The organism is Phyllobacterium lublinensis, assembly GCF_020164435.1.
Classification (GTDB): Bacteria; Pseudomonadota; Alphaproteobacteria; order Rhizobiales; family Rhizobiaceae; genus Phyllobacterium; species Phyllobacterium lublinensis.
Genome location: NZ_JAIUDQ010000002.1, coordinates 239007 through 260947, shown reverse-complemented (window position 1 = coordinate 260947; position 21941 = coordinate 239007). Strand labels below are relative to the sequence as shown.

Here is a 21941-nt window from a genome sequence, read left to right as displayed (position 1 = left end):
CCGGCGGCCGAACGAGGGGGATGTAACGCCTCTAGAGCTGTTTGCACTGACCATCCTGCAAAGGAGTCGCCAACGGACAAACCTATACTAGTTCGCGTGCGATGCATGCGCCGTGATGATGGCGTCTGCCTCCTTGCCATACAACTCCTCGAAATGATCGAAGGCCTTTGAGAAGGTTCCTATGCCCTGGGTTGCCGAGCGCAGCGAGCGGGCCAGTTCGTCCAGTGCGCTTCCGGGTATGAGCGCGCGGAAATTGTCCCATCCCTTGGCGCCCTCGTCCCGGTCAAAACCGAGAACCTGTCCTTTGAAGGCGGAGACAATCGGTACCAGGCTGCCCGAATAGACAGAGGGTATATGAATCTCGACGCGGAATATCGGTTGCATCAGAACCGCGGAGGCCAGGGCAAGCGCGTCTCGCACCCCCATCTTGCCCGCCGCCCGGAACGCAAATTCCGAACTGTCGACCGAATGGTGCTGGCCGTCCGTAAGCGTCACGCCGACATCGATGACGCGCAGGCCCAGCGGACCCTTTTCCATCGCCTCGCGGGCGCCCGCCTCCACCGCCGGTATGAAGTTGCGGGGAACGGCGCCGCCCTTCACGGTCTCGGCAAAGGTGAAACCATCGCCTCGCCCGTTGGGATGGACGCTGAGCTTGACATCGGCAAACTGGCCAGCGCCCCCCGTCTGCTTGCGGTGACGATAGTGAACATCCGACGACTTCGAGATTGTCTCCCGATAAACCGGGCTCGGCATCTTGTCCGTCACCTCGACGTGAAAGACCTCGGCCAATGTCTTGCATACATCGCGCAAATGCACAGGCCCCTGCGCACAGATCAATTGCGCGCCGGTTCCTTCCTCCTGCATGACCTTCAGCCCCCGGTCCGTTTCGGAAAGCTTGGCGAGCGTCTCCGAGAGCTTCGTCTCGTCGCGTTCGCTGGCCGGTACCAGTATTCTTTCCAGCATTGGCGTTGGCGGCGTCGTCCATGCCGGCGCGGCCACTGCAGCATCGGCCGTCAGCAAGGAGGGCACAGGCAGGTGGTCGGACTTGACCGTGGCGAAGACATAGCCCGGTACCGGTGCTTCCGCTGCAATCGGCCGTCCGGTACCGGGATCCTGCACCGGCCCCAATCGCGCACCGCCCAGCACGGCGCCCTGCTTGAGCCCTTCGGCGAGTGCGCGCACAAAGACAGTCTTGCCTACATTCTGGCGGTAATATGCATGAAAGGCCGCTGCGACTAGCGCGTTTTCCTTGATGTTGCCCGCGGCAGCCAGACGCTGGCGCAGCGATTCGACTGGCGGAGCCTCGTGCCGCAAGGCCTTCATCAGCCGCATCATGCCATTGGTGTGGCTGGCGGCACCGACTAGAACCGGAATGACCTTGTTTTCACGCAGCACCCGCGAGGAAATCGCATAAATGGCGTCGCTCGGCGGTTCGCGATCTTCGATGAGTTCTTCCAGCAGCCAGTCGTCGAATTCGGAAAGATGCTCCAGAAGTTCGGCGCGCGCCTCGTGTTCGCGCTCCACTTCGCTCGCCGGGATCTCGATCAACGATGAGGTCTGGCCCTCCCGATAACGCCAGGCACGCTCGGAAATCAGATCGCAGCTGCCGACGATCTTGTCGCCTTCCCTGATCGGAATCTGCCGGAGCAGCAAGGTGTGACCGGCGTAGTCCTGCAGTGAAGCGATGACATCGCGCAAGCGTCCTCTCGGTTCGTCCATCCTGTTGACAAAGAGGATGCAAGGGGTCCCTGACGCTTCGATCACGCGAAGGTAAGGCGCTGCGAGAACGGCCTCTTCAGGGACGGGGGAGACGCACAGGATACAGGCATCGCTTGCGACCAGCGCGTCCTGGGCATGAGTGATGGCTTCGCCTGACCCCGACGTGTCGACACCGCACCAGGCTTCATGGCCAAAAGTGAATTCAGTCAGGCTCAATCCATATGGAGAAACGGATTTTTTGGGCGCACCTTCCAGCGAGGCCAGCTTCTCCACCAGCGTGGATTTTCCGGTCTGCGAGGGTCCAAGTACTGTAAAGCAACGCATCGGCCATCCTCCCTCAGCCAAGTTCTCCGTTCACAGTCTGCATCGAACTGGCGCGATACACCAGAGCCTTTCAGGCCGAGGTGGAAGCCTTCTGCAGGCGGGAATCTGGTTCAAGGTCAAGGGGATTGCCGCAGCCGATGTTTACGCTTCGGATGACGGTAACGCACAATGGTTTGGGCGGAATTACCCGGTCTTGCCGGTTTCCGGTCCGTCGACCATCCGGGAAACTGAACTGCTCCCAACAAGAAGAGGTACGGACAGAGGCCGATTCAGTCCGAAACGGTGTTCATCGGATATTGGAGTGAGGGGTCCGGCGCGCTTTTCATCACGCCCCTGCACAAAAGAAAAACGCGCCCCGAAGGACGCGTCTAGTAATGGGCTTTCACCTGTCGCTGTTGAAGTATCCACAGTGCTAAGCCATCATTCCAACTCAACTGCCTATAGAATTTGCGGCTTAGTCCCCACCGCTGCTCGTTCGTTCATCACCCGCTTGCATGCTTGTTATTGTTGTATTTCAGTGCTGAACTTACGACCACTTAATGAAATTATGTTACGGGGCGTTACGCAAGCGTGACTCAACTCGAGCTTTTAAGATTTTTTTCACTTTATCGCATAGTCAATTCGGATTAGGCGCAAACGGGGCATGCGAGGAGCCAATGCTGGAAAGATTTCTGTTCGACGGACCGCATGATGCCAAAGTCACGATCCTGCTTGCTCACGGGGCGGGAGCGCCAATGGACTCGCCTGCCATGACGGCCAGCGCCGCGGCGCTTGCAGCGCAGGGATTTCGTGTAGCCCGATTTGAATTCGGCTACATGGCAACCCGGCGCACATCAGGCGAGCGGAAACCGCCACCGCGTGCGGAAACGCTCATCCCGGAGTATCGGATGGCTGTTGCCGAGCTCGGCGCAAACGGTCCCCTGATCATTGGCGGCAAGTCGATGGGCGGGCGGGTCGCGAGCATGGTTGCCGATGAGCTTCACTCCGCCGGAAAGGTTGCAGGCCTTGTCTGCCTTGGCTATCCGTTTCATCCGCCCGGCAAGCCGGCGCAATTGCGTACCAGGCACCTTGCCGGACTGGTGACCCCCGCCTTGATCTGCCAAGGAACGCGCGACCAGTTTGGCACGCGCGAGGACGTCGTTGGCTACGCGCTTTCAGAGAACATCCAGATCCTGTGGCTGGAAGACGGCGACCATGATCTCAAGCCACGCAAGAGCATCTCCGGCTTCAGTGCGGCTGATCACATCAGAACCATGGCTGAGGCGGTAAAGGCCTGGGCGAGCCAGTTGCAGGGCTGACCGCCACCGGCTTTCTACTTCTGCTGCACTTTCATGCGGCTGAACACATTCTCGATGTCCTTCACCTGGTCGTCCACCAACCTGTCTGCGCTGCCGGACAACAGGGTCGCCACATCGCGGTCGAGCTTTGCCCCAAACCGGTTGCCAGCCAGCTTGGCCGCGCCGTCCCTGCAACTGGCGTTGACCAGCGCAATGGCGCCAAAGGCAGGGCCGATCGATCGGGCATAGGCGGCTATCGCGCCGTCGGCTTCGGCTTCCGGGCCGGCAAGATCGATATCCATCCTGCCAACCCTGCTGGAATAGCGCGCCGAAGCGAGAAGCTGAACCGCCCGATCCAATGCGAACTTTGTCCTGCGATAGTCATCGATTGCGGGAGCGAGCCGGCTCATGGCGTAGCTGCAGCCCGCGACAGGCATGGGCGGTGGATCGGATTGCTGCGCGTGTACCGGGATCACGTGATCTGCGAGCAGCATGGTCAGGGCGGCCGCTTGGCAAAGCTTGCTCATAGGATTTCCCTCAAGCACGGTTTGCCGATGGTAGCACTATTGGGCACGACCGCGAATGGTTCCACTGCCACCCTGCCCTCGCTGTCATTTTGAGGCGGCACATCCATGCGATGTGGGTCAGGTCCTCATTCGAAAACGATCGCCGGGGCCGCCCTGCCGCCCTTTGCAGCCGCGAGCTGGTCCCAGACCTTTGCCGCGATGTCGCGATAGGCCTTCGCCTGCGGGCCATCGGGATTGCTGACGACGACGGGCTTGCCCGAGTCCGATGTCTCGCGGATTTCCATGACCAGCGGCACTTCGCCAAGGAAGGGCACTTCCAGGCGCTCCGCTTCCTTGCGCGCTCCGCCATGGCCGAAAATGTCGTAGCGTGCGCCGGTATCGGGCGCGATGAAATAGCTCATGTTTTCGACGATGCCGAGCAGTGGCACATCGACCTTCTTGAACATGTTGAGGCCCTTGCGGGCATCGATCAGTGCGAGGTCCTGCGGAGTCGAAACGATGACGGCACCGGCGAGCGGGACTTGCTGAGCCATGGTCAATTGCGCATCGCCGGTTCCAGGCGGCATATCGACGACGAGGACGTCCAGATCGCCCCACTGCACCTCGCGCAGCATTTGCGTCAGCGCCGACATGACCATCGGTCCGCGCCAGATCATCGGTGTCTCCTCTTCGACCAGGAAGCCGATCGACATCACTTTGAGGCCATAGCCTTCCATGGGCTTGAGGATGCGGCCCGACACGACTTCCGGCTTGCCGTGAATACCGAGCAGCCGCGGCATGGAGGGGCCATAGATGTCCGCATCGAGAATGCCGACCTTGTGGCCATTGGCATGCAATCCCAAAGCGAGGTTGACGGCGGTAGTCGACTTGCCGACACCGCCCTTTCCGGAAGCGACTGCGATGATGGCTCCGACGCCGGGGACACCAGCCTTGACCGGTGCCCCATGGCTATGTCCATGCGGCGCCTGTGCGGATGCACCCTGGGCTGGCGCACCTTGCGTCGGGACACGCTGCGGTGGAACTGCGCCCGCCGGCGCGGGGCGAGGCGTCGGGCGCGGGGCGGGGGCAGCCCTGCGTGGCGCATCATCGCTGGTAGGCCCGCCCCTCTTCTCGGCAGTCAGTGCAACGACAGCGCCGGCAACGCCCGGCATGGCCCTTACCACCCGTTCGGCTGCCGCCCGCAGAGGCTCAAGCTCCTGTGCCCTGTCCACCGGTACCGTGATCGAGAAGAAGACCTTGCTGTCAGCGATGAAAATATCAGAAACGAGACCGAGTTCGACAATATTGCTGTTGAAGTCGGGACCCGTCACGGTCTTCAACTGTTCCAGAACCTGGTCTTTCGTCACGCCTGCCATTGCAATTCCAATCCTGTCATTTCCTTGGAGCAATTCCAGGAAAATTGCGAAGCGGTTTTCCCGACCGGAATTGCGTAACACGAAGATGCTTTCAAATAATGCAGTTGCAACGAAACGCCAATGGTCATTTCTCCACGGATTGACGATGAACAGGTGCGCCAGCTGTTTGACTGACCATGTCGCCCCTCCGGTCTGCGGTCATCCAGGCGCCAAATGCCAGGTCTTGGCTCACACTTTGGGGAAATCAGACCTGTTAACCCCGAATCTGGTGCAGGAATCCGCGAATCCTGACCCATTTTTGTAACTCTGGGGTGCGATTTGGTTGTCTAGAGTTGCGTGACCATCCGATGCGAGCCGGGATGGATCATCCGGACATAGGTGATCGGCTTCTGCGGCAGGTAGGTCAGGCGTTCGATGATGAACACCGAATCCTTCTCGCCGACATCAAGAATCGCGGCTTCCTCCCGGTCCGCCAAACCGGCATGAAAGACGATCTCGGCCTGCGAGAAAGGCGAATGGGTCACCAGCCATTCATTGGGGCTGATCGAATCGAAGGTTTCGTGGCGGATCGAAGGAACAGCGTCCAGATTGACCCAGCGATCTTCATATTGATACGGCTTGCTGTCGGAAAGATGCAGGCTGCGGACATGCAGCATCTCCTTGCTCTTGGCGAGGCCGAGGCGCTCGTAAACCGTTTGGGGCGCCCGTTCCACCTGATTGGACAATAGCCGGAACTGGTAAATTCCCCCTTTGTTTTCAATCTCCTGGCGAACGATTGGGATAACGAAGCGCGCCTCGCGCATGGGGTGCAGCGCCACGCGCGTGCCCGCCTTGCGCTTGCGGACGAGCACACCGCCGCGCGCCAGTTCCTGCAGGGCACGGTTGACTGTGGCGCGCGCACATCCGAACTCGATGGCCAGCACTTCCTCGTTGGGGATCAGCCCGCCTGGCGCCCAGACGCGCTCGGCGATGCGGCGCGCCATCTCGGCCTTGATGGCATGAAACGATTTGCGCGCAGCCGCTGTCACACTTTCTCCAAGATCGACGCCAGTCGCGTCTTATAGGTTGCAAATATTGCATTTCTGTCGCGATGACGGCCTTCGTGCACCACGTGGCGTCCGGCCGACCAGACATCGCTGACCGCCTGTCTGTCGCCCGCAAAAATCCATCCGTCAAGCAGTCTGTCATATTCAAGGCCAAAAAGTGCAGCATTTTCAACATCAAGAGCAATCATGTCGGCCCATTGCCCAGGCGCCAGGCTTCCCGATTCACGCCCGAGTGCCTGCGCACCGCCCGCGAGCGAAGCATCGTAGAGCGTACGCCCGCAGGACTTGCCCGTTGCCGAGAGGGTAACGCGCGACACATCTCGCAACCGCTGACTGTATTCGAGCTGGCGCAGTTCTTCCGATGGTGAAATGCGGATATTTGAATCCGAGCCGGTCCCGAAGCGTCCACCGGCGTTCAAATAGTTGACTCCATTAAAAATCCCGTCGCCAAGGTTGGCTTCGGTGACCGGGCAAAGCCCGGCGACCGCACCACTTGCTGCAACCCGGTTCGTTTCTTCGGCCGTCATATGCGTGGAGTGGATCAGACACCACCTCTGATTGACCGGCAGGTGATCAAGCAGCCAGCTCATCGAACGCTGGCCATAAGCGGCCTGGACTTCCTCGATCTCCGGAATCTGCTCGGCAATATGGATGTGGAAAGGCATGGCCTGGAACCGCTGCTCCAAGGTCTTGAGATCCCGTTCATTCACGGCCCTGATCGAGTGCGGGGCGACGCCAAAACCTGCATCCTGGCTTACTTTTCTTGCAGATTTTTCAGCAAGTTGCGCCAACCGCACATAGCGCTCCAGATCATTTCCGAAGCGCAGTTGGCCACCTGCAAGAGCCCTCCCGTCTACACCGCCCTGCGCATAGGCGACGGGCAAGAGCGTCAGCCCTATGCCAGTGGCGTTCGCCGCAGCGGCAATGCGCTCCGAAAGCTCCGCAAGATTGGCATAGGGCTGCCCCCCGGGCTGATGATGCACGTAGTGAAACTCGGCGACGCTACCATAGCCGGATTCCAGCATCTCGACGAAAGCAAAGGCGGCGATCGCCTCGATGTCATCGGGATCCAGAATATCAAGAAAGCGGTACATGATCTCCCGCCAGGTCCAGAAGCTGTCGCGTCCCGCAGGACTACGCGCTTCGGAAAGCCCAGCCATGGCGCGCTGGAATGTATGGCTGTGCAGGTTCGATTGCGCCGGGAGCAATACGTCGACGGTGTATGCATTTGAATCTGCTGCGGTTTGCGGTTCGACAGAGCTGATCCGGCCGGCGCCATCGATGGTGATGCGCACATTGTCCTCCCAGCCGTCACCAACGAGCGCCTTGCGCGCAAAAACAGATTTCGAGGCTCCGCTCATTTCTTCTCCCTCACCCGATTGACATAATATGTATATACATAATAATGATATGAGCAAGAGCATAATGGGAGGCTTCCAAGGCCGATGAGGAAAATTCTGTCCGGATTGAGGATTGCTACGTTCGAGGAGACCGATACGCCCTATGGTCTGGTCAAGAATGGCTCGATCGGCATCGATGGCGAGCGCATTGCCTGGATCGCGCAGGATATCCCGAACGACTGGAGGGGTGTTGAATCCCTCGACTTCGGCGGCCGGCTGGCCACCCCGGCGCTGATCGACTGCCATACGCATCTTGTCTTTGGCGGAAATCGTGCCCGTGAATTTGAGATGCGGCTGGAGGGTGCAAGCTATGAGGAGATCGCGCGGGCCGGCGGCGGTATCGTCTCATCCGTCAAGGCAACCAACGGGTTGAGTGAGGACGAACTTGTCGCGCAGAGCTTGCCCCGGCTGGATACGCTGCTGGCCGAAGGAATTTCGACGATTGAAATCAAATCCGGCTATGGCCTGAACATTGAAGCGGAGCTCAAGATGCTGCGCGTTGCGCGCCGCCTCGCAGCACTTCGGCCGGTACGGATACTGACAAGCTATCTCGGTGCCCATGCGGTGCCACCCGAGTATCGCGGCCGCGCCGACGACTACATTTCGCAAGTGGTACTGCCCGGCCTCGAAGCGGCACATGCGGCAAATCTCGTCGATGCCGTTGACGGATTTTGCGAGGGCATTGCCTTCTCGCCTGCGCAGATCACGCGCGTCTTCGAGAAGGCCAGGGCGCTTGGTCTGCCGGTGAAGCTTCATGCCGAGCAATTGTCGAACCTCGGGGGTGCCAAGCTTGCTGCATCGTTCGGCGCGTTGTCCGCCGATCATCTGGAATATCTGGATGAAGATGGAGCGAGAGCCATGGCCGCGGCCGGGACTGTCGCCGTGCTCTTGCCAGGGGCCTTCTACGCATTGCGAGAAGAGCGAGCACCTCCAGTCAGGATCTTGCGCGACGCAGGCGTGCGCATGGCGGTCGCCACGGATTGCAACCCGGGTACGTCGCCTCTCACCTCGCTGCTTCTGACTATGAACATGGCTTGCACGCTGTTCCGTCTGACCGTGGAAGAAGCGCTTGCGGGCGCGACGCGGGAGGCCGCGCATGCGCTTGGCCTGTCTAAGGAAATTGGCACGATCTCGCCTGGCAAACGCGCCGAAATCGCGATCTGGAATGCAGAGCAACCAGCGGAGCTCTGCTATCGAATCGGCTTCAATCCGCTCCATCAGCTCATCTTGAAAGCATAGCCCATGACCGTTGTTCTCAATCCCGGCTCCGTGCCAATTTCCACTTTGGAAACAATCTATTGGCAAGGTACAGCCGTGAAGCTTGATCCGTCCTTTCGGGCAGGCATCAAATCGGCTGCAAGGCGCATTGCGGAAATCGCCGGCGGTAACGTACCGGTCTATGGCATCAATACCGGTTTCGGCAAGCTTGCTTCAATCAAGATCAATGCCGCGGATGTGGGCACCTTGCAGCGTAATCTCATCCTGTCGCATTGTTGCGGGGTCGGCCAACCTTTGCCCGAAAACATCGTGCGCCTGATCATGGCGCTGAAGCTGATCTCGCTCGGGCGCGGGGCTTCCGGCGTACGCCTTGACTTGATCGACCTGCTGGAGGCCATGCTCGAGAAGGGTGTCATCCCGATCATTCCCGAAAAAGGTTCCGTGGGTGCCTCGGGTGACCTGGCACCGCTCGCACATATGGCGGCCGCCATGATCGGCGAAGGCGACGTCGTCTTCAATGACAAGCAGATGCCAGCCGCGGCGGGCCTTCGCGAAGCTGGATTGCTGCCCGTCGTGCTTGCCGCAAAGGAAGGCCTTGCGCTCATCAACGGAACCCAGGTCTCAACCGCACTGGCCCTGGCAGGTCTGTTCCGGGCCCATCGCGCGGGCCAGGCAGCGCTTGTCACTGGCGCAATGTCCACCGATGCGGCAATGGGATCATCAGCACCATTCCATCCCGATATTCATAGCCTGCGCGGCCATCGCGGCCAGATTGACACGGGCTCGGCGCTGCGTCAGCTACTCGAAAATTCCCCTATCCGCATGAGTCATATTGAAGGCGATGAGCGCGTGCAGGATCCCTACTGCATCCGGTGCCAACCGCAGGTGGATGGTGCCTGCCTGGACCTTTTGCGCATGGCTGCCCGGACACTGGAGATCGAGGCCAATGCGGTGACAGACAATCCGCTGGTGCTCGGCGATGGTTCGGTCGTCTCCGGTGGCAATTTCCACGCCGAGCCTGTGGCCTTTGCGGCGGACCAGATTGCCCTCGCGATCTGTGAGATTGGCTCGATCGCGCAACGTCGCATTGCATTGCTGGTTGACCCGGCTCTGAGCTATGGCCTGCCGGCGTTCCTTGCGAGAAAACCGGGGCTCAACTCAGGCCTCATGATTGCAGAAGTCACCTCTGCGGCGCTGATGTCCGAAAACAAGCAGATGTCGCACCCGGCCTCTGTCGATTCAACACCCACATCCGCCAATCAGGAAGATCACGTGTCAATGGCCTGCCATGGCGCGCGCCGCCTGCTGCAGATGACCGACAACCTCTTCTCGATCATCGGCATCGAGGCCCTGACCGCTGCACAGGGCATCGACCTGCGAGCGCCTCTTCAAACCAGTCCGGAACTCACCAGTGCGCATGGCGTTATTCGTGAGACAGTGCCGACGCTTGATGACGACCGTTACATGGCACCGGACCTGAAGGCCATCGCAGACCTCATCGCATCAGGTGCACTCAACGCGGCGATCTCCGCTGGCATTCTTCCCATGCTGGAAACGCGCCTATGACTGTGGTCGAAGTCAAACAGGGGTCATCCCCGATCATCCTCGGTTTTCCGCATACGGGAACCGACGTTCCTGCCGATGTCTGGAACCGGCTTGATGAAAACGGCCAGCGCCTTGCGGACACGGACTGGCATATCGATCAGCTTTACGACGGGTTGTTGCCGAATGTCACAACCGTGCGGGCGACTTTTCATCGCTACGTGATCGACGCCAACCGCGATCCGCAAGGTGTCAGCCTCTATCCAGGACAAAACACCACTGGACTCATCCCTGAGACGGATTTCGACGGCAAGCCGATCTGGCGCGATGGCGAGAAACCAACGCCTGCCGACACAAAGCTTCGCCTTGAGCAGTTCCATCGTCCCTACCACGACACGCTCTATGAGGAGATCAAGAGGGTAAGGAAGGAACACGGGCTTGTCGTTCTCTACGATTGTCACTCCATCCGTTCGCGCATCCCTTTCCTGTTCGAAGACAAGCTGCCGGATTTCAACATCGGGACCAATGAGGGTGCCAGTTGTTCACCGGAAATCGCCTCTGCAGTTGGTCGCATCGTTTTCGCGGCGCGCGGCTACGACGCGGTGATCAATGGCCGCTTCAAGGGCGGCTGGACGACGCGTCACTACGGAAAGCCATCATCCGGCATCCATGCGATCCAGATGGAATTGACACAGTCATCGCATCTGGCCACGGAGGCACCGCCTTTCGCACTCGACGAAGGCAAGGCGGAAAAGTTGCGCAGGCATCTCAAGGACATTCTCGAAATCATCGAACAGACCGCCATCAAACTGGGGAGCAGGTAATGAACAATCCAAGGCACAACATCCGGGAAATTCGCGCTCCGCGCGGCAATCAGCTCAACACCAAATCCTGGATGACCGAAGCACCGCTGCGGATGCTGATGAACAATCTCGACCCCGATGTCGCCGAAAATCCCAATGAACTTGTGGTCTATGGCGGTATTGGCCGCGCCGCACGCACATGGGATGATTTCGACAAGATCGTTTCGACTCTCAAGACACTGAATGAGGACGAGACCCTGCTCGTCCAGTCCGGCAAACCGGTCGGTGTCTTCAAGACGCACGCAAACGCACCGCGTGTCCTGATCGCCAATTCGAATCTCGTGCCGCACTGGGCGACCTGGGACCATTTCAACGAACTCGACAAGAAAGGTCTGGCCATGTACGGCCAGATGACTGCCGGCTCCTGGATCTACATCGGCACGCAGGGAATCGTGCAGGGCACCTACGAGACCTTTGTCGAGGCTGGCCGCCAGCATTATGGTGGGAACCTCAAGGGTAAATGGATCCTGACGGGCGGTCTTGGCGGCATGGGTGGTGCCCAGCCGCTGGCCGCCGTCATGGCCGGCGCCTGCTGCCTTGCGGTTGAATGCAATCCTGACTCCATCGACTTCCGCCTGCGCACACGTTATGTCGACGCCAAGGCCGGGACGCTGGATGAAGCGCTGGACATGATCAATCGCTGGACCCAGGCCGGCGAAGCCAAATCGGTCGGCCTGCTTGGCAATGCCGCCGAAGTGCTGCCGGAACTGGTGCGCCGCGGCGTACGGCCAGACATCGTCACTGACCAGACATCCGCACATGATCCGATCAATGGTTATCTGCCAAAAGGCTGGACCATGGCGGAATGGCGCGAAAAGCGCGAGAGCGATCCCAAGGCCGTGGAGAAAGCGGCGCGCGCCTCAATGCGCGAACACGTGGAAGCCATGATCGCATTCTGGGATCGCGGCATCCCGACGCTCGATTATGGCAACAACATACGCCAGGTCGCCAAGGACGAGGGCCTCGAGAACGCCTTTGCCTTCCCCGGTTTCGTTCCCGCCTATATCCGCCCGCTGTTCTGCCGCGGCATTGGGCCCTTCCGCTGGGCAGCACTTTCCGGCGATCCGGAAGACATTTACAAGACAGACGCCAAGGTGAAAGAGCTGACGCCCGGCAACACTCATCTGCACAACTGGCTCGATATGGCGCGTGAACGTATCGCGTTCCAGGGATTGCCAGCCCGTATCTGCTGGGTGGGGCTCGGCGACCGTCATCGGCTCGGCCTCGCCTTCAATGAGATGGTGAAGAATGGCGAGTTGAAAGCGCCGATCGTGATTGGCCGCGATCATCTCGACTCTGGATCGGTCGCCTCGCCCAATCGCGAGACGGAGGCAATGAAGGACGGATCGGATGCCGTGTCCGATTGGCCGCTCCTTAATGCCTTGCTCAATACTGCTTCAGGGGCAACCTGGGTATCGCTGCATCATGGTGGCGGCGTAGGGATGGGCTATTCGCAGCATTCGGGCATGGTCATCTGCTGCGATGGCACCGAAGATGCCGCCGAGAGGGTTGGGCGCGTGCTCTGGAATGACCCGGCCACCGGGGTCATGCGTCATGCCGACGCCGGATACGAAATCGCCATTGAATGCGCCAGGGAGAAGGGCCTCAACCTGCCAGGTATTCTCGGCTGATGCGCATCCTGCGCGCCGGCAGCCACCGGCAGATGCCATGGAAGAATGGTGGCGGGGTTACGACGGAGGTTGCGATCTCGCCCCCTGATGCGACAGTCAGCAATTTTGACTGGCGCATCAGCATGGCAAGAGTGCAGGATTCCGGCCTGTTTTCTGCCTTTGCCGATATCGATCGGGTGCTGGCCGTACTTGACGGCGAGATGCTGTTGACAATCGGCGATGACCGCGCGGTGTTGATGGGGCCAACCTACGAGGCCATCACCTTCCCCGGAGATACACCAACACGTGCCGAGGTGTTCTGCGCAGTTACCGATCTGAACGTGATGACAAGGCGAGGCATTTTCAGCGCTGAGATCAACCGCGTTGATCAAGGGGACATCGTGGCCAATGCCGATGAAACGTTCGTGCTCTTTCGCTCGAAAGCAGAGACTGCGACCGGAGAAGTGCTTGCCGTTGATGACGTTATTCACCTTTCGCGTTTCGAACGGTTGGCTTTCGGGAGCGGGCCACAAGATGCCTGGCTCATCGAGATAAAAGTAATCTGACAGGCTTTGTCGCTTTGCCGCATGGATTTCGGCACGCGGTCCATGTATTTGAATGCTCTGTCGGAATATTGGGGTTTGGATGCGAAAGATCTGGAACGATTGGCGATTGGCCATGCGCATGCTCTGCGCAGTGGCACTCGTATTCGTTGCCTTCGCTCATAATCCCGTCACGGCTGGATCTGCCGATCAAATCGATCTTGCGGCCTATACATTGCCTGACGGAACTGTTCCCGTACTCTGCCTCCCCGGCAGCGGCGACCAAGAGCAGCACAAGACTGCCTGGCATGGCACGGGTTGCGAGGCTTGCCGTCTCTCTGCATCGTTCATTCTGCCGGTCCCGCCCGTCTCATCCGGGCCAACGGTTAATCCGGCGCAGTCGCTCGCCGTTCAACGCGAAACCATTTTCGTTACTCGCAGCCTCTATCCGCCATCAGCCCTGCCCCAAGCGCCACCTCTCGCCTGACACAAATCGCGCCTTTTACGGCGTGCCGCGCAACTGCGCCTGCAGTCCGATTCCTTTGCTGTCAGACGATTGGAATAAATATGACCGTCTCAAGCGTGGCTTCCGAGAAGCCCAACGACATTAGTCTTTCGCTTTACCGCGCCATTTGGCGCTGGCATTTTTTCGCTGGCCTCCTGGTCATTCCTTTCATGCTCAACCTTGCGGTCACGGGCAGCCTTTATCTTTTCAAGGACGAAATCGACAATACCGTGTTCGCTTACCGAAATGTCGTGCAAGCACGCGGCGAGGCGATGGCGCCGTCACTGCTGGTTGCCAATGCCGAGGCTGCAGAGCCTGGATCGAAAGCCATTCGCTATCGTGCATCTGCCACGCCAGTGCAATCGGTGCGTGTCACGGTCGGCACAGGTCACGGCAACGTCCTGGTTTACGTCGATCCGTACGGCGGCTCGGTGCTCAGCAAGGTGGGTGAGAAGGAAGAGTTTAATTGGGTCGTCAAAAAGATCCACAGCCTCGACTTTTTCGGATCTGCCTTCAATCGTATCGTTGAAGCCGTGGGCGGGCTCGCACTGATCCTGGTCGTCACCGGCTTTTATCTTTGGTGGCCACGAAAGCAGACCGGTGGCGTCATGAGTGTGCGCGGTACGCCGGACAAGCGTGTGTTCTGGCGCGATGTCCATGCGGTGACAGGAGCAGTCGCCGGAGCGCTGATCTTCTTTCTTGCCATAACCGGCATGCCCTGGTCAGGCTATTGGGGGAGCCAAGTCAACACGACATTGACAAATGCCGGCCTTGGCTACCCGTCGCAGCTCTGGGACGATGTTCCAGTTTCCAAGATTCCGACCGGCGAGGTACTGACGAATGCGGGCTGGACTGTCGAAAACGCCCCCTTGCCAATATCGGTATCAAATGGGTCTGCACCGGCTGGAATTGACCAGATCGTTGCTTCAGCGGCTGCGGCTGGCATGGTTCCAGGTTTCGAAGTGTCGTTGCCGTCAGGGATGGATGGTGTCTACACGGCTGCCGTATTCCCGGAAGACATCGCCAAGCAACGGACGATCCATTTCGACCAGTACACCGGCAAGCCGCTTGTGGACATCAAGTTTGCCGATTACGGCACTGGCGCCAAGGCAATAGAGCTCGGTATCGGCGTGCATCAAGGCGAGTACCTGGGCCTTGCCAACCAGATCGTCATGCTGATGACGTGCGTCGCCATCATGTTGACGTCGGTCTCGGCTATTGTCATGTGGTGGAAACGGCGTCCATCGGGCCGGTTTGGTGTACCGCCCATGCCGTCGCAGAGGAGCGTATTCGCCATTCTCACCCTCGTCATTCTCGGCTTCGGCGTCCTCTTTCCGCTGACCGGATTTGCGATACTCACGATGCTCGTCATCGACCAGTTGATCCTGCGTATCCCGTCGCCCCTGAAGCGTGTCTTCTCTTGAACAATCGGAACTGGAGATTTCCAATGAGATTTTTTACCTTGGTTGCTGCGCTCGCACTGCTGACCATTCCCGCATCGCTTGTCGCACATGCCCACGATCACTCCGCCATGGGCAAGGGGGACGCCGCCATAAGTGAAGGCATGGCCCAATCCGTCAAGCTGGGTGACCTTGTGTTGAGCGGTGCGTTTACACGCGCCACGCTGCCCGGAGCCAAGGTTGGCGGTGGCTACATTACCATTGCCAATCAATCGAACGAACCGGACCGTCTGATCGGCGGTTCAAGCCCCGCTGCCGCCCGTGTCGAGGTGCATGAGATGAAGATGGACGGCAATGTGATGCAGATGCGCCAGTTGAAAGACGGGCTCGAAATTCCGGCAGGTGGTAACGCCCAACTCGCCCCCGGCGGAACGCATATCATGCTCATGGACATTGCCAAGCCGCTCAAGCAGGGCGAGAGCATCCCGGTGACACTTGAATTCGCCAAAGCCGGCAAGGTCGAGGTCCAATTCATGGTTGGGCGAGCAAACGCAACCAGCATGGAACATCACTGATGAATTACCGCGTCCTTCGCATCGCCGTCTGGGCGGTTATCGCCGCTCTGTCGCTCTTCCTCGTATTCACCTACGCCAATACCCGCTTTGGCGACAAAGCTGCGGTCCAGCTTGGTGCGCCGTTCACGCTGGTCGATCAGAATGGCGCAACCATCACGGAAGCCGCATTCAAGGGGCACCCGACCGCATTGTTCTTTGGCTTCACCCACTGCCCGGAAGTCTGCCCGACGACATTGTTCGAAATGGCCGGCTGGCTCAACGACCTTGGCGATGAGGGAAAGGACCTGCGGGTGTTCTTCATATCGGTCGATCCGGAACGCGACACGCCGGAGGTCATGAAGGGCTACACGTCGGCATTCACCGACCGTATTACCGGCATTACAGGAAACCCTGTGGAGATGGAAAAACTTATCAAGGGATGGAGGATATACGCCAAGAAGGTGCCGACGGAAAATGGCGATTATACCATGGACCATACGGCTTCGGTCATGCTGCTGGATCGAAATGCCAGGCTCAAGAGCACGATCGACTACAAGGAAAGTCCGGATATTGCGCTGAAGAAGCTAAGACTGCTTGTTGCAGGCTGACTTCAGGGAAACCCACTTCACCCCCGGCAAAAGCCAGGGTTCGAATGCCGCAATCGGCGTCATTTTGGAGAATTGTATACTAAAAAACTCATGTTTTCTAGAATTATTCTAACCTATTGATATTTTTACAGCTTTTAAAGATTTAGTATTTGACATTGCAATTTTCCCCCGGCTTTATGCGGAAGTACGAGCACATCCCTTTGATGTCTGGGCCTTGAACCCTTTCGATTGGAGGACCCTATGATAGGTCTTTTTCTCCCACGCTTGCGCGTGGTTTCGGTGCTGCATCCGCAGCCAACGTCCGCTACTTCCGGCCGGAACAGGCTGACGCAGCTTCGTGACCATTCGTTCCGGAGCGGACCGTTCGCCTTTATCAGCAACAATGAACAGGATGGGAGTGGCGATGTATCCACACGCATCTGAAACAGGCAATGGCAACGGCTGCTACTTCAATCGCACACCGGAGAAACTGGTACTCGAGGGATATCGGCGCTGGACTGCCGGCTTTGAGACCGGTTCTGTCGTCGCTTGGGAAATGGCTTTTGGCCTTTACAGTGAGCTTCTGGGCACCCGTAACGGCAATCGCGCCCTTTCCGAACTGTCGTTTTTCATTCGCACTCTGCGGCATTGTGCACTCTGCCCACTGAAAACCTTCCCGTTCGGATCCCACCATGTTTGCCGGGAAGAATGCCTGACATTGGGACTGATCGCCGGCCTACAGAATTGCGACATGGTTGCGGCACGAACATGCCTCAATGCCATGGCATGCCCCTCTTTTTATGAGGATGTGGAGAATGCTGCGATCGCCTTTGCGGAAACGCTGGTGGAGATGGAACAGGTGCTTCTGCCAATCCCCAAATCCGTGATCGACGACATTATCGCTCGCCCGCTTCGGGCCAAATATCATTAAGAAGGGAACAGAGCATGATCATCAATTCGCGCCTGGAACGCCGCCTTTCCGTTGCAGCAACTGCACTTTTGACGGCTGCAGTCTTTGTGATGCCGATTACGCCGCATAAGACTGCAAATGCGGTCCTGACGTCCACTGCCAGCTATTTGAAACTGGCTGATGCAGCATCAATAAAGCTTCTGTTGCGCGAATAATCTGCCTGCTGCATCCGGCCGATTTGGCCGCGGGTTTGGTATCGCCCGGCCCATCCACGCGCCCCCTTGCGCAGCCGTTTATGCGGTCTCGGCTGCCCCTTGAAGCCAGCTTGAAATCCTATGCCCCGTGTGATTAGACGACTGTTTCAGTAGACTATGATCATCTGGTAGAATTTTCTAATATTTCCGTATAAAAGGAATTCTTTCTAACGCCCCTCTTTGATGGGCCTCTGCTACGCTTCAGTTCTGATCACACGGAGGCAGGCATGAAACACTTTCGATTTTCCCTATCTCTGGCGGCGGCTTTGCTAACGGCAACTGTCGCCTTCCAGCCGATGTCTGCAGCACGAGCGGACACGACACTTTTGAACGTATCCTATGACCCGACACGCGAGTTCTACAAGGATTTCAACGCCGCCTTCGCCGCGAAGTGGAAGGCGGACACCGGTGAGACGGTAACGATCCAGACATCCCATGGCGGTTCGGGCAAGCAGGCCCGTGCGGTCATCGACGGGCTGGACGCCGATGTGGTAACGCTTGCGCTCGAAAGCGACATTTCGGCCATCGTGAAAGCGGGCAACAAAATTAATCCTGACTGGCGCACAAAATACCCGCACAATTCCGCTCCCTATACATCGACGATCGTGTTTCTGGTGCGCAAGGGTAATCCCAAGGGGATCAAGGACTGGGGTGACCTGGTCAAGGATGGCGTAGAAGTCATCACCCCCAATCCCAAGACGTCTGGTGGCGCCCGCTGGAATTATCTGGCAGCTTGGGCATGGGCCTATGGCCAGTACGGCGGCGATGAAGCCAAGATCAAGGATTACATCGCTACCCTCTTCCAGCATGTTCCGGTCCTGGACACCGGTGCGCGCGGATCTACGACAACCTTTGCCCAGCGCGAACTTGGCGATGTTCTGCTGGCGTGGGAAAACGAGGCCTATCTTTCACTGGCAGAATTTGGTGAAGACAAGTTCGATATTGTCGTCCCGCCGCAGTCAATTCTGGCCGAGCCACCCGTTGCGGTGGTCGACGCGAATGTAGATGCGAAGGGCACCCGTAAGGCTGCCGAAGCCTATCTCCAGTATCTTTATTCTGAAGAAGGTCAAACCTTGGCTGCCAAGCATTTTTATCGCCCGGCTGAACCCGAATTGGTGCCTGCCGATGTGCTGAAAAAAATACCGGAGTTGAAACTGGTGACGATCGATGATCCAATCTTTGGAGGGTGGGCGAAAGCACAGCCCTACCACTTCGGAGATGGCGGAACGTTTGATCAGATTTATAAGCCGAAACAGTAACAGCATGATTTCCAACCTGGCGAAAGCGGGTTGGCGGTTTAAGAGGCCGAGTGTCATTCCAGGTTTTGGACTGACGCTCGGCTTCACTCTTGCCTACCTTGCATTGATTGTACTTATCCCTTTAACAGGCCTCGTATGGCGCTCGGCATCGCTGGGTTTCACCGGATTTTGGCAGATCGCATCTGATCCACGCACGGTGAATGCCCTGAAGATCAGCTTCGGTACTGCATTGGTGGCCGCTCTCATCAATGTTGTGTTCGGCGTGATCGTCGCCTGGGTGCTCGTACGCTATCGTTTTCCGGGCCGGCGGATTATCGACGCCATCGTCGATCTGCCGTTTGCGCTCCCGACGGCAGTTGCCGGCATCGCTCTGACGTCGCTTTATGCCAAAAATGGCTGGATCGGTCAGTTTCTGGAACCATTGGGTATCAAGGTCGCGTTCACGCCCATCGGCATCACGATTGCCCTGATCTTTGTCGGCCTCCCATTCGTTGTCCGGACTGTTCAGCCGGTGATGGAGGAGATCCGCAAGGAGGTCGAGGAAGCAGCGGCAACTTTGGGCGCCAATCGATTCCAGACGATTACCCGCGTATTGCTGCCTGGGTTGCAGCCAGCCATCCTGACCGGTTTCGCCCTGGCGTTCGCGCGAGCGGTCGGCGAGTATGGCTCTGTCATCTTCATCGCAGGCAATCTGCCATACGTTTCAGAGATTGCGCCCCTGTTGATCGTCATCCGGCTTGAGGAATTCGACTACGCCGGCGCTACAGCGATTGCAGCCATCATGCTTCTGCTCTCCTTCGCCATGCTCTTCATTATCAATCTCATTCAGGCGTGGAGCCGCAGGAGGTATGGCTATGGCACATGACCTGTCACAATCCGAACCGATAGGGAACGTCTGGAACCCCGCAACAACGGAAAGCCGCACCGCGCGCTATGTCTTGATCGCCATCACACTGGTATTTCTTGGATTGTTTCTCTTCATGCCGCTTGTCTCCGTCTTCGTGGAGGCTTTCCGCAAGGGACCGGCAGAGTTCTTTGCTGCCTTGGTCGAACCCGATGCGAAGGCAGCCATCCGGCTGACACTGCTCGTGGCAGCCACTGCCGTTCCGCTCAACCTCATCTTTGGCGTCGTGGCGGCATGGACGATCGCCAAGTTTGAATTCAAGGGCAAGGCCTTCCTGACCACGCTGATCGACCTGCCCTTTTCGGTTTCTCCCGTGATTTCCGGCCTTGTCTACGTATTGCTGTTCAGCTCGCACAGCGTGCTTGGACCCTGGCTGAAATCTCATGGGATCGAGGTGCTGTTCGCAGTGCCCGGCATCGTCCTTGCGACAATGTTTGTGACCTTCCCTTTCGTGGCTCGTGAACTGATCCCGCTGATGCAGCACCAGGGTACGACAGACGAGGAAGCCGCACTGTCCCTTGGGGCAAATGGCTGGCAGACATTCTGGCATGTCACTCTTCCCAATATTAAATGGGGCTTGCTCTATGGCGTGCTTTTGTGCAACGCCCGGGCCATGGGGGAATTTGGCGCCGTTTCCGTCGTTTCGGGGCATATTCGTGGCCTGACAAACACGATGCCGCTGCATGTCGAGATTCTCTACAATGAGTATAATTTTGTCGCTGCTTTCGCGGTGGCTTCGCTTTTGGCCCTGCTGGCTCTTGTGACGCTCGTTCTCAAGACGCTTCTGGAGCTGAGATACGGGGCCGAGCTTCGCGCAGCTGGCGGACACTGAGAAGGATAAGAAAATATGGACGTTCGCGTAAGTGGTGTACGCAAGGAATTCGATCGCTTTCCGGCGTTGCACGACGTGTCGCTCGAAATCAATTCGGGGGAATTGATCGCTCTGCTGGGGCCATCGGGCTCGGGAAAGACGACGCTTTTGAGATTGATCGCCGGCCTTGAGTCGCCGACCGAAGGCAAGGTTTTCTTCGGGGATGAGGACGCGTCACTGAAGTCAGTACAGGAACGCAATGTTGGTTTTGTCTTCCAGCACTACGCGCTGTTCAGGCATATGACTGTGATCGACAATGTCGGTTTTGGCCTGAAAGTTCGGCCTAATTCCAGCCGTCCGAGCAGTGACGAAATCCGCCGGCGCTCCTCTGAACTTCTTGATTTTGTTCAACTTTCAGGTCTGGAAAAACGCTATCCAGCCCAACTTTCGGGTGGCCAAAGGCAGCGCGTCGCACTGGCACGCGCAATGGCAATCGAGCCGCGCATCCTGCTGCTGGATGAGCCTTTTGGTGCCCTCGATGCAAAAGTGCGCAAGGAATTGCGGCGATGGTTGCGCGAAATTCACGACAAGACCAAACATACGACCGTCTTTGTGACCCATGACCAGGACGAGGCACTGGAACTCGCCGACCGTGTCGTCGTGATGAGCCAGGGCAGGATCGAACAAATCGGTACTCCCGACGAGGTTTATGACAAGCCGAACTCGCCGTTTGTCTACAGCTTCATTGGCGAATCAAGCAAGATCGACGTTCGCGTCGAGAATGGCGAATTGTGGCTTGCCGACCGGAGGATCGGCCTGAAGAGCGACCTGCCTGATGGCAATGCGTGGCTCTACTTCAGACCTCACGATGTCGCCCTCGTCAAAGACTCTGACGCGTGCATTACGGGGACGGTCGTGGCGAGCCGCCGGGTCGGCGCTACCAGGCGCGTTGAGCTCGAGTTGGGTGGTAACGCCGAACGCATCGAGATCGGTATTTCCGCCGATCATCCGGCAAAGGAAATGAGCGGGATCGCTTTCCGCCCGCAGCATTGGCGCGTGTTTCCACGAAGCTGATTGCAGGGCGTGCATCCATGTTGAAGACCGGAATTTCAAATTCCGGTCTTTTTTTGCTTTGACGGGGGACCTTGCTGGCCGTCCGTAGTGTTCGCGCGTCTATGCAAAACTACATATAAAGCCTAATAGAAATCTGACTCATTTTCATCAAAACTGATCACTAACGATAAAAGTGATGATAGCTTAATTGCCGTGACCGGATTAGATCGTACACTTGTTGGCGGGCGCTCGACCCGCGCTTAAACCCTGTGCTGAAATCG

General features: G+C 58.1%; 22 protein-coding genes. 17 read left to right on the top strand and 5 right to left on the bottom strand.

Annotated elements, in window-relative coordinates; genetic code table 11:
* Positions 1 to 87: 87 nt before the first annotated feature.
* On the bottom strand, positions 88 to 2043 hold the full coding sequence (locus tag K9U38_RS04210; RefSeq protein ID WP_224493089.1) for an elongation factor G: 1956 nt from the start codon (positions 2041 to 2043) through the stop codon (positions 88 to 90).
* A 656-nt stretch (positions 2044 to 2699) separates the two neighbouring features.
* Here K9U38_RS04210 and K9U38_RS04205 point away from each other — a divergent pair.
* Positions 2700 to 3341, top strand: a complete 642-nt coding sequence (locus K9U38_RS04205; RefSeq protein ID WP_224493088.1) for an alpha/beta hydrolase family protein — start codon at positions 2700 to 2702, stop codon at positions 3339 to 3341.
* 14 nt (positions 3342 to 3355) lie between these two features.
* Here K9U38_RS04205 and K9U38_RS04200 read toward each other — a convergent pair whose 3' ends face one another.
* The 4 genes from K9U38_RS04200 to K9U38_RS04185 form a co-directional block, all read right to left on the bottom strand.
* Positions 3356 to 3847 carry a hypothetical protein gene (locus K9U38_RS04200; protein WP_224493087.1) on the bottom strand — a complete coding sequence of 164 codons (492 nt, stop codon included), beginning with the start codon at positions 3845 to 3847 and terminating at the stop codon, positions 3356 to 3358.
* A gap of 125 nt (positions 3848 to 3972) precedes the next feature.
* Positions 3973 to 5202, bottom strand: coding sequence for an Mrp/NBP35 family ATP-binding protein (locus tag K9U38_RS04195; RefSeq protein WP_224493086.1), 1230 nt, complete (start codon positions 5200 to 5202; stop codon positions 3973 to 3975).
* A gap of 326 nt (positions 5203 to 5528) precedes the next feature.
* Positions 5529 to 6230, bottom strand: a complete 702-nt coding sequence (gene hutC / locus K9U38_RS04190; protein WP_224493085.1) for a histidine utilization transcriptional repressor HutC — start codon at positions 6228 to 6230, stop codon at positions 5529 to 5531.
* A complete protein-coding gene (locus K9U38_RS04185) occupies positions 6227 to 7609 on the bottom strand; it encodes a formimidoylglutamate deiminase (RefSeq protein ID WP_224493084.1) in 1383 nt (460 codons plus the stop codon). The genes hutC and K9U38_RS04185 overlap by 4 nt, the downstream gene beginning before the upstream one ends.
* A gap of 84 nt (positions 7610 to 7693) precedes the next feature.
* Here K9U38_RS04185 and hutI point away from each other — a divergent pair, with 84 nt between their 5' ends.
* The 16 genes from hutI to K9U38_RS04105 all read left to right on the top strand — a co-directional run bounded on the left by hutI (position 7694) and on the right by K9U38_RS04105 (position 21681).
* A complete protein-coding gene (gene hutI, locus K9U38_RS04180; protein WP_224493083.1) occupies positions 7694 to 8887 on the top strand; it encodes an imidazolonepropionase in 1194 nt (397 codons plus the stop codon).
* Positions 8888 to 8890: 3 nt separating this feature from the next.
* Positions 8891 to 10432: a histidine ammonia-lyase gene (hutH, locus tag K9U38_RS04175; protein ID WP_224493082.1), complete on the top strand. Its 1542-nt coding sequence runs from the start codon at positions 8891 to 8893 to the stop codon at positions 10430 to 10432.
* Entirely contained in the window at positions 10429 to 11232 is an 804-nt protein-coding gene (gene hutG / locus K9U38_RS04170) for an N-formylglutamate deformylase (RefSeq protein WP_224493081.1), read from the top strand. The genes hutH and hutG overlap by 4 nt, the downstream gene beginning before the upstream one ends.
* The gene (gene hutU / locus K9U38_RS04165) at positions 11232 to 12902 is read left to right on the top strand and encodes a urocanate hydratase (protein ID WP_224493080.1); all 1671 of its coding nucleotides are present in this window, start codon (positions 11232 to 11234) and stop codon (positions 12900 to 12902) included. Before hutG ends, hutU begins: the two co-directional genes overlap by 1 nt.
* On the top strand, positions 12902 to 13447 hold the full coding sequence (locus K9U38_RS04160) for a HutD/Ves family protein (protein WP_224493079.1): 546 nt from the start codon (positions 12902 to 12904) through the stop codon (positions 13445 to 13447). Before hutU ends, K9U38_RS04160 begins: the two co-directional genes overlap by 1 nt.
* A gap of 79 nt (positions 13448 to 13526) precedes the next feature.
* Positions 13527 to 13910, top strand: a complete 384-nt coding sequence (locus K9U38_RS04155; RefSeq protein ID WP_224493078.1) for a hypothetical protein — start codon at positions 13527 to 13529, stop codon at positions 13908 to 13910.
* An 80-nt stretch (positions 13911 to 13990) separates the two neighbouring features.
* On the top strand, positions 13991 to 15352 hold the full coding sequence (locus K9U38_RS04150; protein WP_224493077.1) for a PepSY-associated TM helix domain-containing protein: 1362 nt from the start codon (positions 13991 to 13993) through the stop codon (positions 15350 to 15352).
* 23 nt (positions 15353 to 15375) lie between these two features.
* Entirely contained in the window at positions 15376 to 15903 is a 528-nt protein-coding gene (locus K9U38_RS04145; RefSeq protein ID WP_224493076.1) for a copper chaperone PCu(A)C, read from the top strand.
* On the top strand, positions 15903 to 16490 hold the full coding sequence (locus tag K9U38_RS04140) for an SCO family protein (RefSeq protein ID WP_224493075.1): 588 nt from the start codon (positions 15903 to 15905) through the stop codon (positions 16488 to 16490). Before K9U38_RS04145 ends, K9U38_RS04140 begins: the two co-directional genes overlap by 1 nt.
* 240 nt (positions 16491 to 16730) lie before the next feature.
* Entirely contained in the window at positions 16731 to 16913 is a 183-nt protein-coding gene (locus tag K9U38_RS04135; protein ID WP_224493199.1) for a hypothetical protein, read from the top strand.
* Positions 16873 to 17400 carry a hypothetical protein gene (locus K9U38_RS04130; RefSeq protein WP_224493074.1) on the top strand — a complete coding sequence of 176 codons (528 nt, stop codon included), beginning with the start codon at positions 16873 to 16875 and terminating at the stop codon, positions 17398 to 17400. Before K9U38_RS04135 ends, K9U38_RS04130 begins: the two co-directional genes overlap by 41 nt.
* Before the next feature lie 14 nt (positions 17401 to 17414).
* The gene (locus K9U38_RS04125) at positions 17415 to 17594 is read left to right on the top strand and encodes a hypothetical protein (RefSeq protein WP_224493073.1); all 180 of its coding nucleotides are present in this window, start codon (positions 17415 to 17417) and stop codon (positions 17592 to 17594) included.
* 266 nt (positions 17595 to 17860) lie between these two features.
* Positions 17861 to 18892, top strand: a complete 1032-nt coding sequence (locus tag K9U38_RS04120; RefSeq protein WP_224493072.1) for a sulfate ABC transporter substrate-binding protein — start codon at positions 17861 to 17863, stop codon at positions 18890 to 18892.
* Positions 18893 to 18896: 4 nt separating this feature from the next.
* A complete protein-coding gene (gene cysT / locus K9U38_RS04115) occupies positions 18897 to 19757 on the top strand; it encodes a sulfate ABC transporter permease subunit CysT (protein ID WP_224493071.1) in 861 nt (286 codons plus the stop codon).
* Positions 19747 to 20628, top strand: coding sequence for a sulfate ABC transporter permease subunit CysW (gene cysW / locus K9U38_RS04110; RefSeq protein WP_224493070.1), 882 nt, complete (start codon positions 19747 to 19749; stop codon positions 20626 to 20628). Before cysT ends, cysW begins: the two co-directional genes overlap by 11 nt.
* A 15-nt stretch (positions 20629 to 20643) precedes the next feature.
* A complete protein-coding gene (locus tag K9U38_RS04105) occupies positions 20644 to 21681 on the top strand; it encodes a sulfate/molybdate ABC transporter ATP-binding protein (protein WP_224493069.1) in 1038 nt (345 codons plus the stop codon).
* Positions 21682 to 21941 lie beyond the last annotated feature (260 nt).

What these genes read in the sequence shown, in the direction of transcription:
- K9U38_RS04210 (WP_224493089.1), bottom strand. Translation starts at nt 2,043, where the DNA reads ATGCGTTGCTTTACAGTACTTGGACCCTCGCAGACCGGAAAATCCACG.
- K9U38_RS04205 (WP_224493088.1), top strand. Translation starts at nt 2,700, where the DNA reads ATGCTGGAAAGATTTCTGTTCGACGGACCGCATGATGCCAAAGTCACG.
- K9U38_RS04200 (WP_224493087.1), bottom strand. Translation starts at nt 3,847, where the DNA reads ATGAGCAAGCTTTGCCAAGCGGCCGCCCTGACCATGCTGCTCGCAGAT.
- K9U38_RS04195 (WP_224493086.1), bottom strand. Translation starts at nt 5,202, where the DNA reads ATGGCAGGCGTGACGAAAGACCAGGTTCTGGAACAGTTGAAGACCGTG.
- K9U38_RS04185 (WP_224493084.1), bottom strand. Translation starts at nt 7,609, where the DNA reads ATGAGCGGAGCCTCGAAATCTGTTTTTGCGCGCAAGGCGCTCGTTGGT.
- hutI (WP_224493083.1), top strand. Translation starts at nt 7,694, where the DNA reads ATGAGGAAAATTCTGTCCGGATTGAGGATTGCTACGTTCGAGGAGACC.
- hutH (WP_224493082.1), top strand. Translation starts at nt 8,891, where the DNA reads ATGACCGTTGTTCTCAATCCCGGCTCCGTGCCAATTTCCACTTTGGAA.
- hutG (WP_224493081.1), top strand. Translation starts at nt 10,429, where the DNA reads ATGACTGTGGTCGAAGTCAAACAGGGGTCATCCCCGATCATCCTCGGT.
- hutU (WP_224493080.1), top strand. Translation starts at nt 11,232, where the DNA reads ATGAACAATCCAAGGCACAACATCCGGGAAATTCGCGCTCCGCGCGGC.
- K9U38_RS04160 (WP_224493079.1), top strand. Translation starts at nt 12,902, where the DNA reads ATGCGCATCCTGCGCGCCGGCAGCCACCGGCAGATGCCATGGAAGAAT.
- K9U38_RS04155 (WP_224493078.1), top strand. Translation starts at nt 13,527, where the DNA reads ATGCGAAAGATCTGGAACGATTGGCGATTGGCCATGCGCATGCTCTGC.
- K9U38_RS04150 (WP_224493077.1), top strand. Translation starts at nt 13,991, where the DNA reads ATGACCGTCTCAAGCGTGGCTTCCGAGAAGCCCAACGACATTAGTCTT.
- K9U38_RS04145 (WP_224493076.1), top strand. Translation starts at nt 15,376, where the DNA reads ATGAGATTTTTTACCTTGGTTGCTGCGCTCGCACTGCTGACCATTCCC.
- K9U38_RS04140 (WP_224493075.1), top strand. Translation starts at nt 15,903, where the DNA reads ATGAATTACCGCGTCCTTCGCATCGCCGTCTGGGCGGTTATCGCCGCT.
- K9U38_RS04135 (WP_224493199.1), top strand. Translation starts at nt 16,731, where the DNA reads ATGATAGGTCTTTTTCTCCCACGCTTGCGCGTGGTTTCGGTGCTGCAT.
- K9U38_RS04130 (WP_224493074.1), top strand. Translation starts at nt 16,873, where the DNA reads ATGAACAGGATGGGAGTGGCGATGTATCCACACGCATCTGAAACAGGC.
- K9U38_RS04125 (WP_224493073.1), top strand. Translation starts at nt 17,415, where the DNA reads ATGATCATCAATTCGCGCCTGGAACGCCGCCTTTCCGTTGCAGCAACT.
- K9U38_RS04120 (WP_224493072.1), top strand. Translation starts at nt 17,861, where the DNA reads ATGAAACACTTTCGATTTTCCCTATCTCTGGCGGCGGCTTTGCTAACG.
- cysT (WP_224493071.1), top strand. Translation starts at nt 18,897, where the DNA reads ATGATTTCCAACCTGGCGAAAGCGGGTTGGCGGTTTAAGAGGCCGAGT.
- cysW (WP_224493070.1), top strand. Translation starts at nt 19,747, where the DNA reads ATGGCACATGACCTGTCACAATCCGAACCGATAGGGAACGTCTGGAAC.
- K9U38_RS04105 (WP_224493069.1), top strand. Translation starts at nt 20,644, where the DNA reads ATGGACGTTCGCGTAAGTGGTGTACGCAAGGAATTCGATCGCTTTCCG.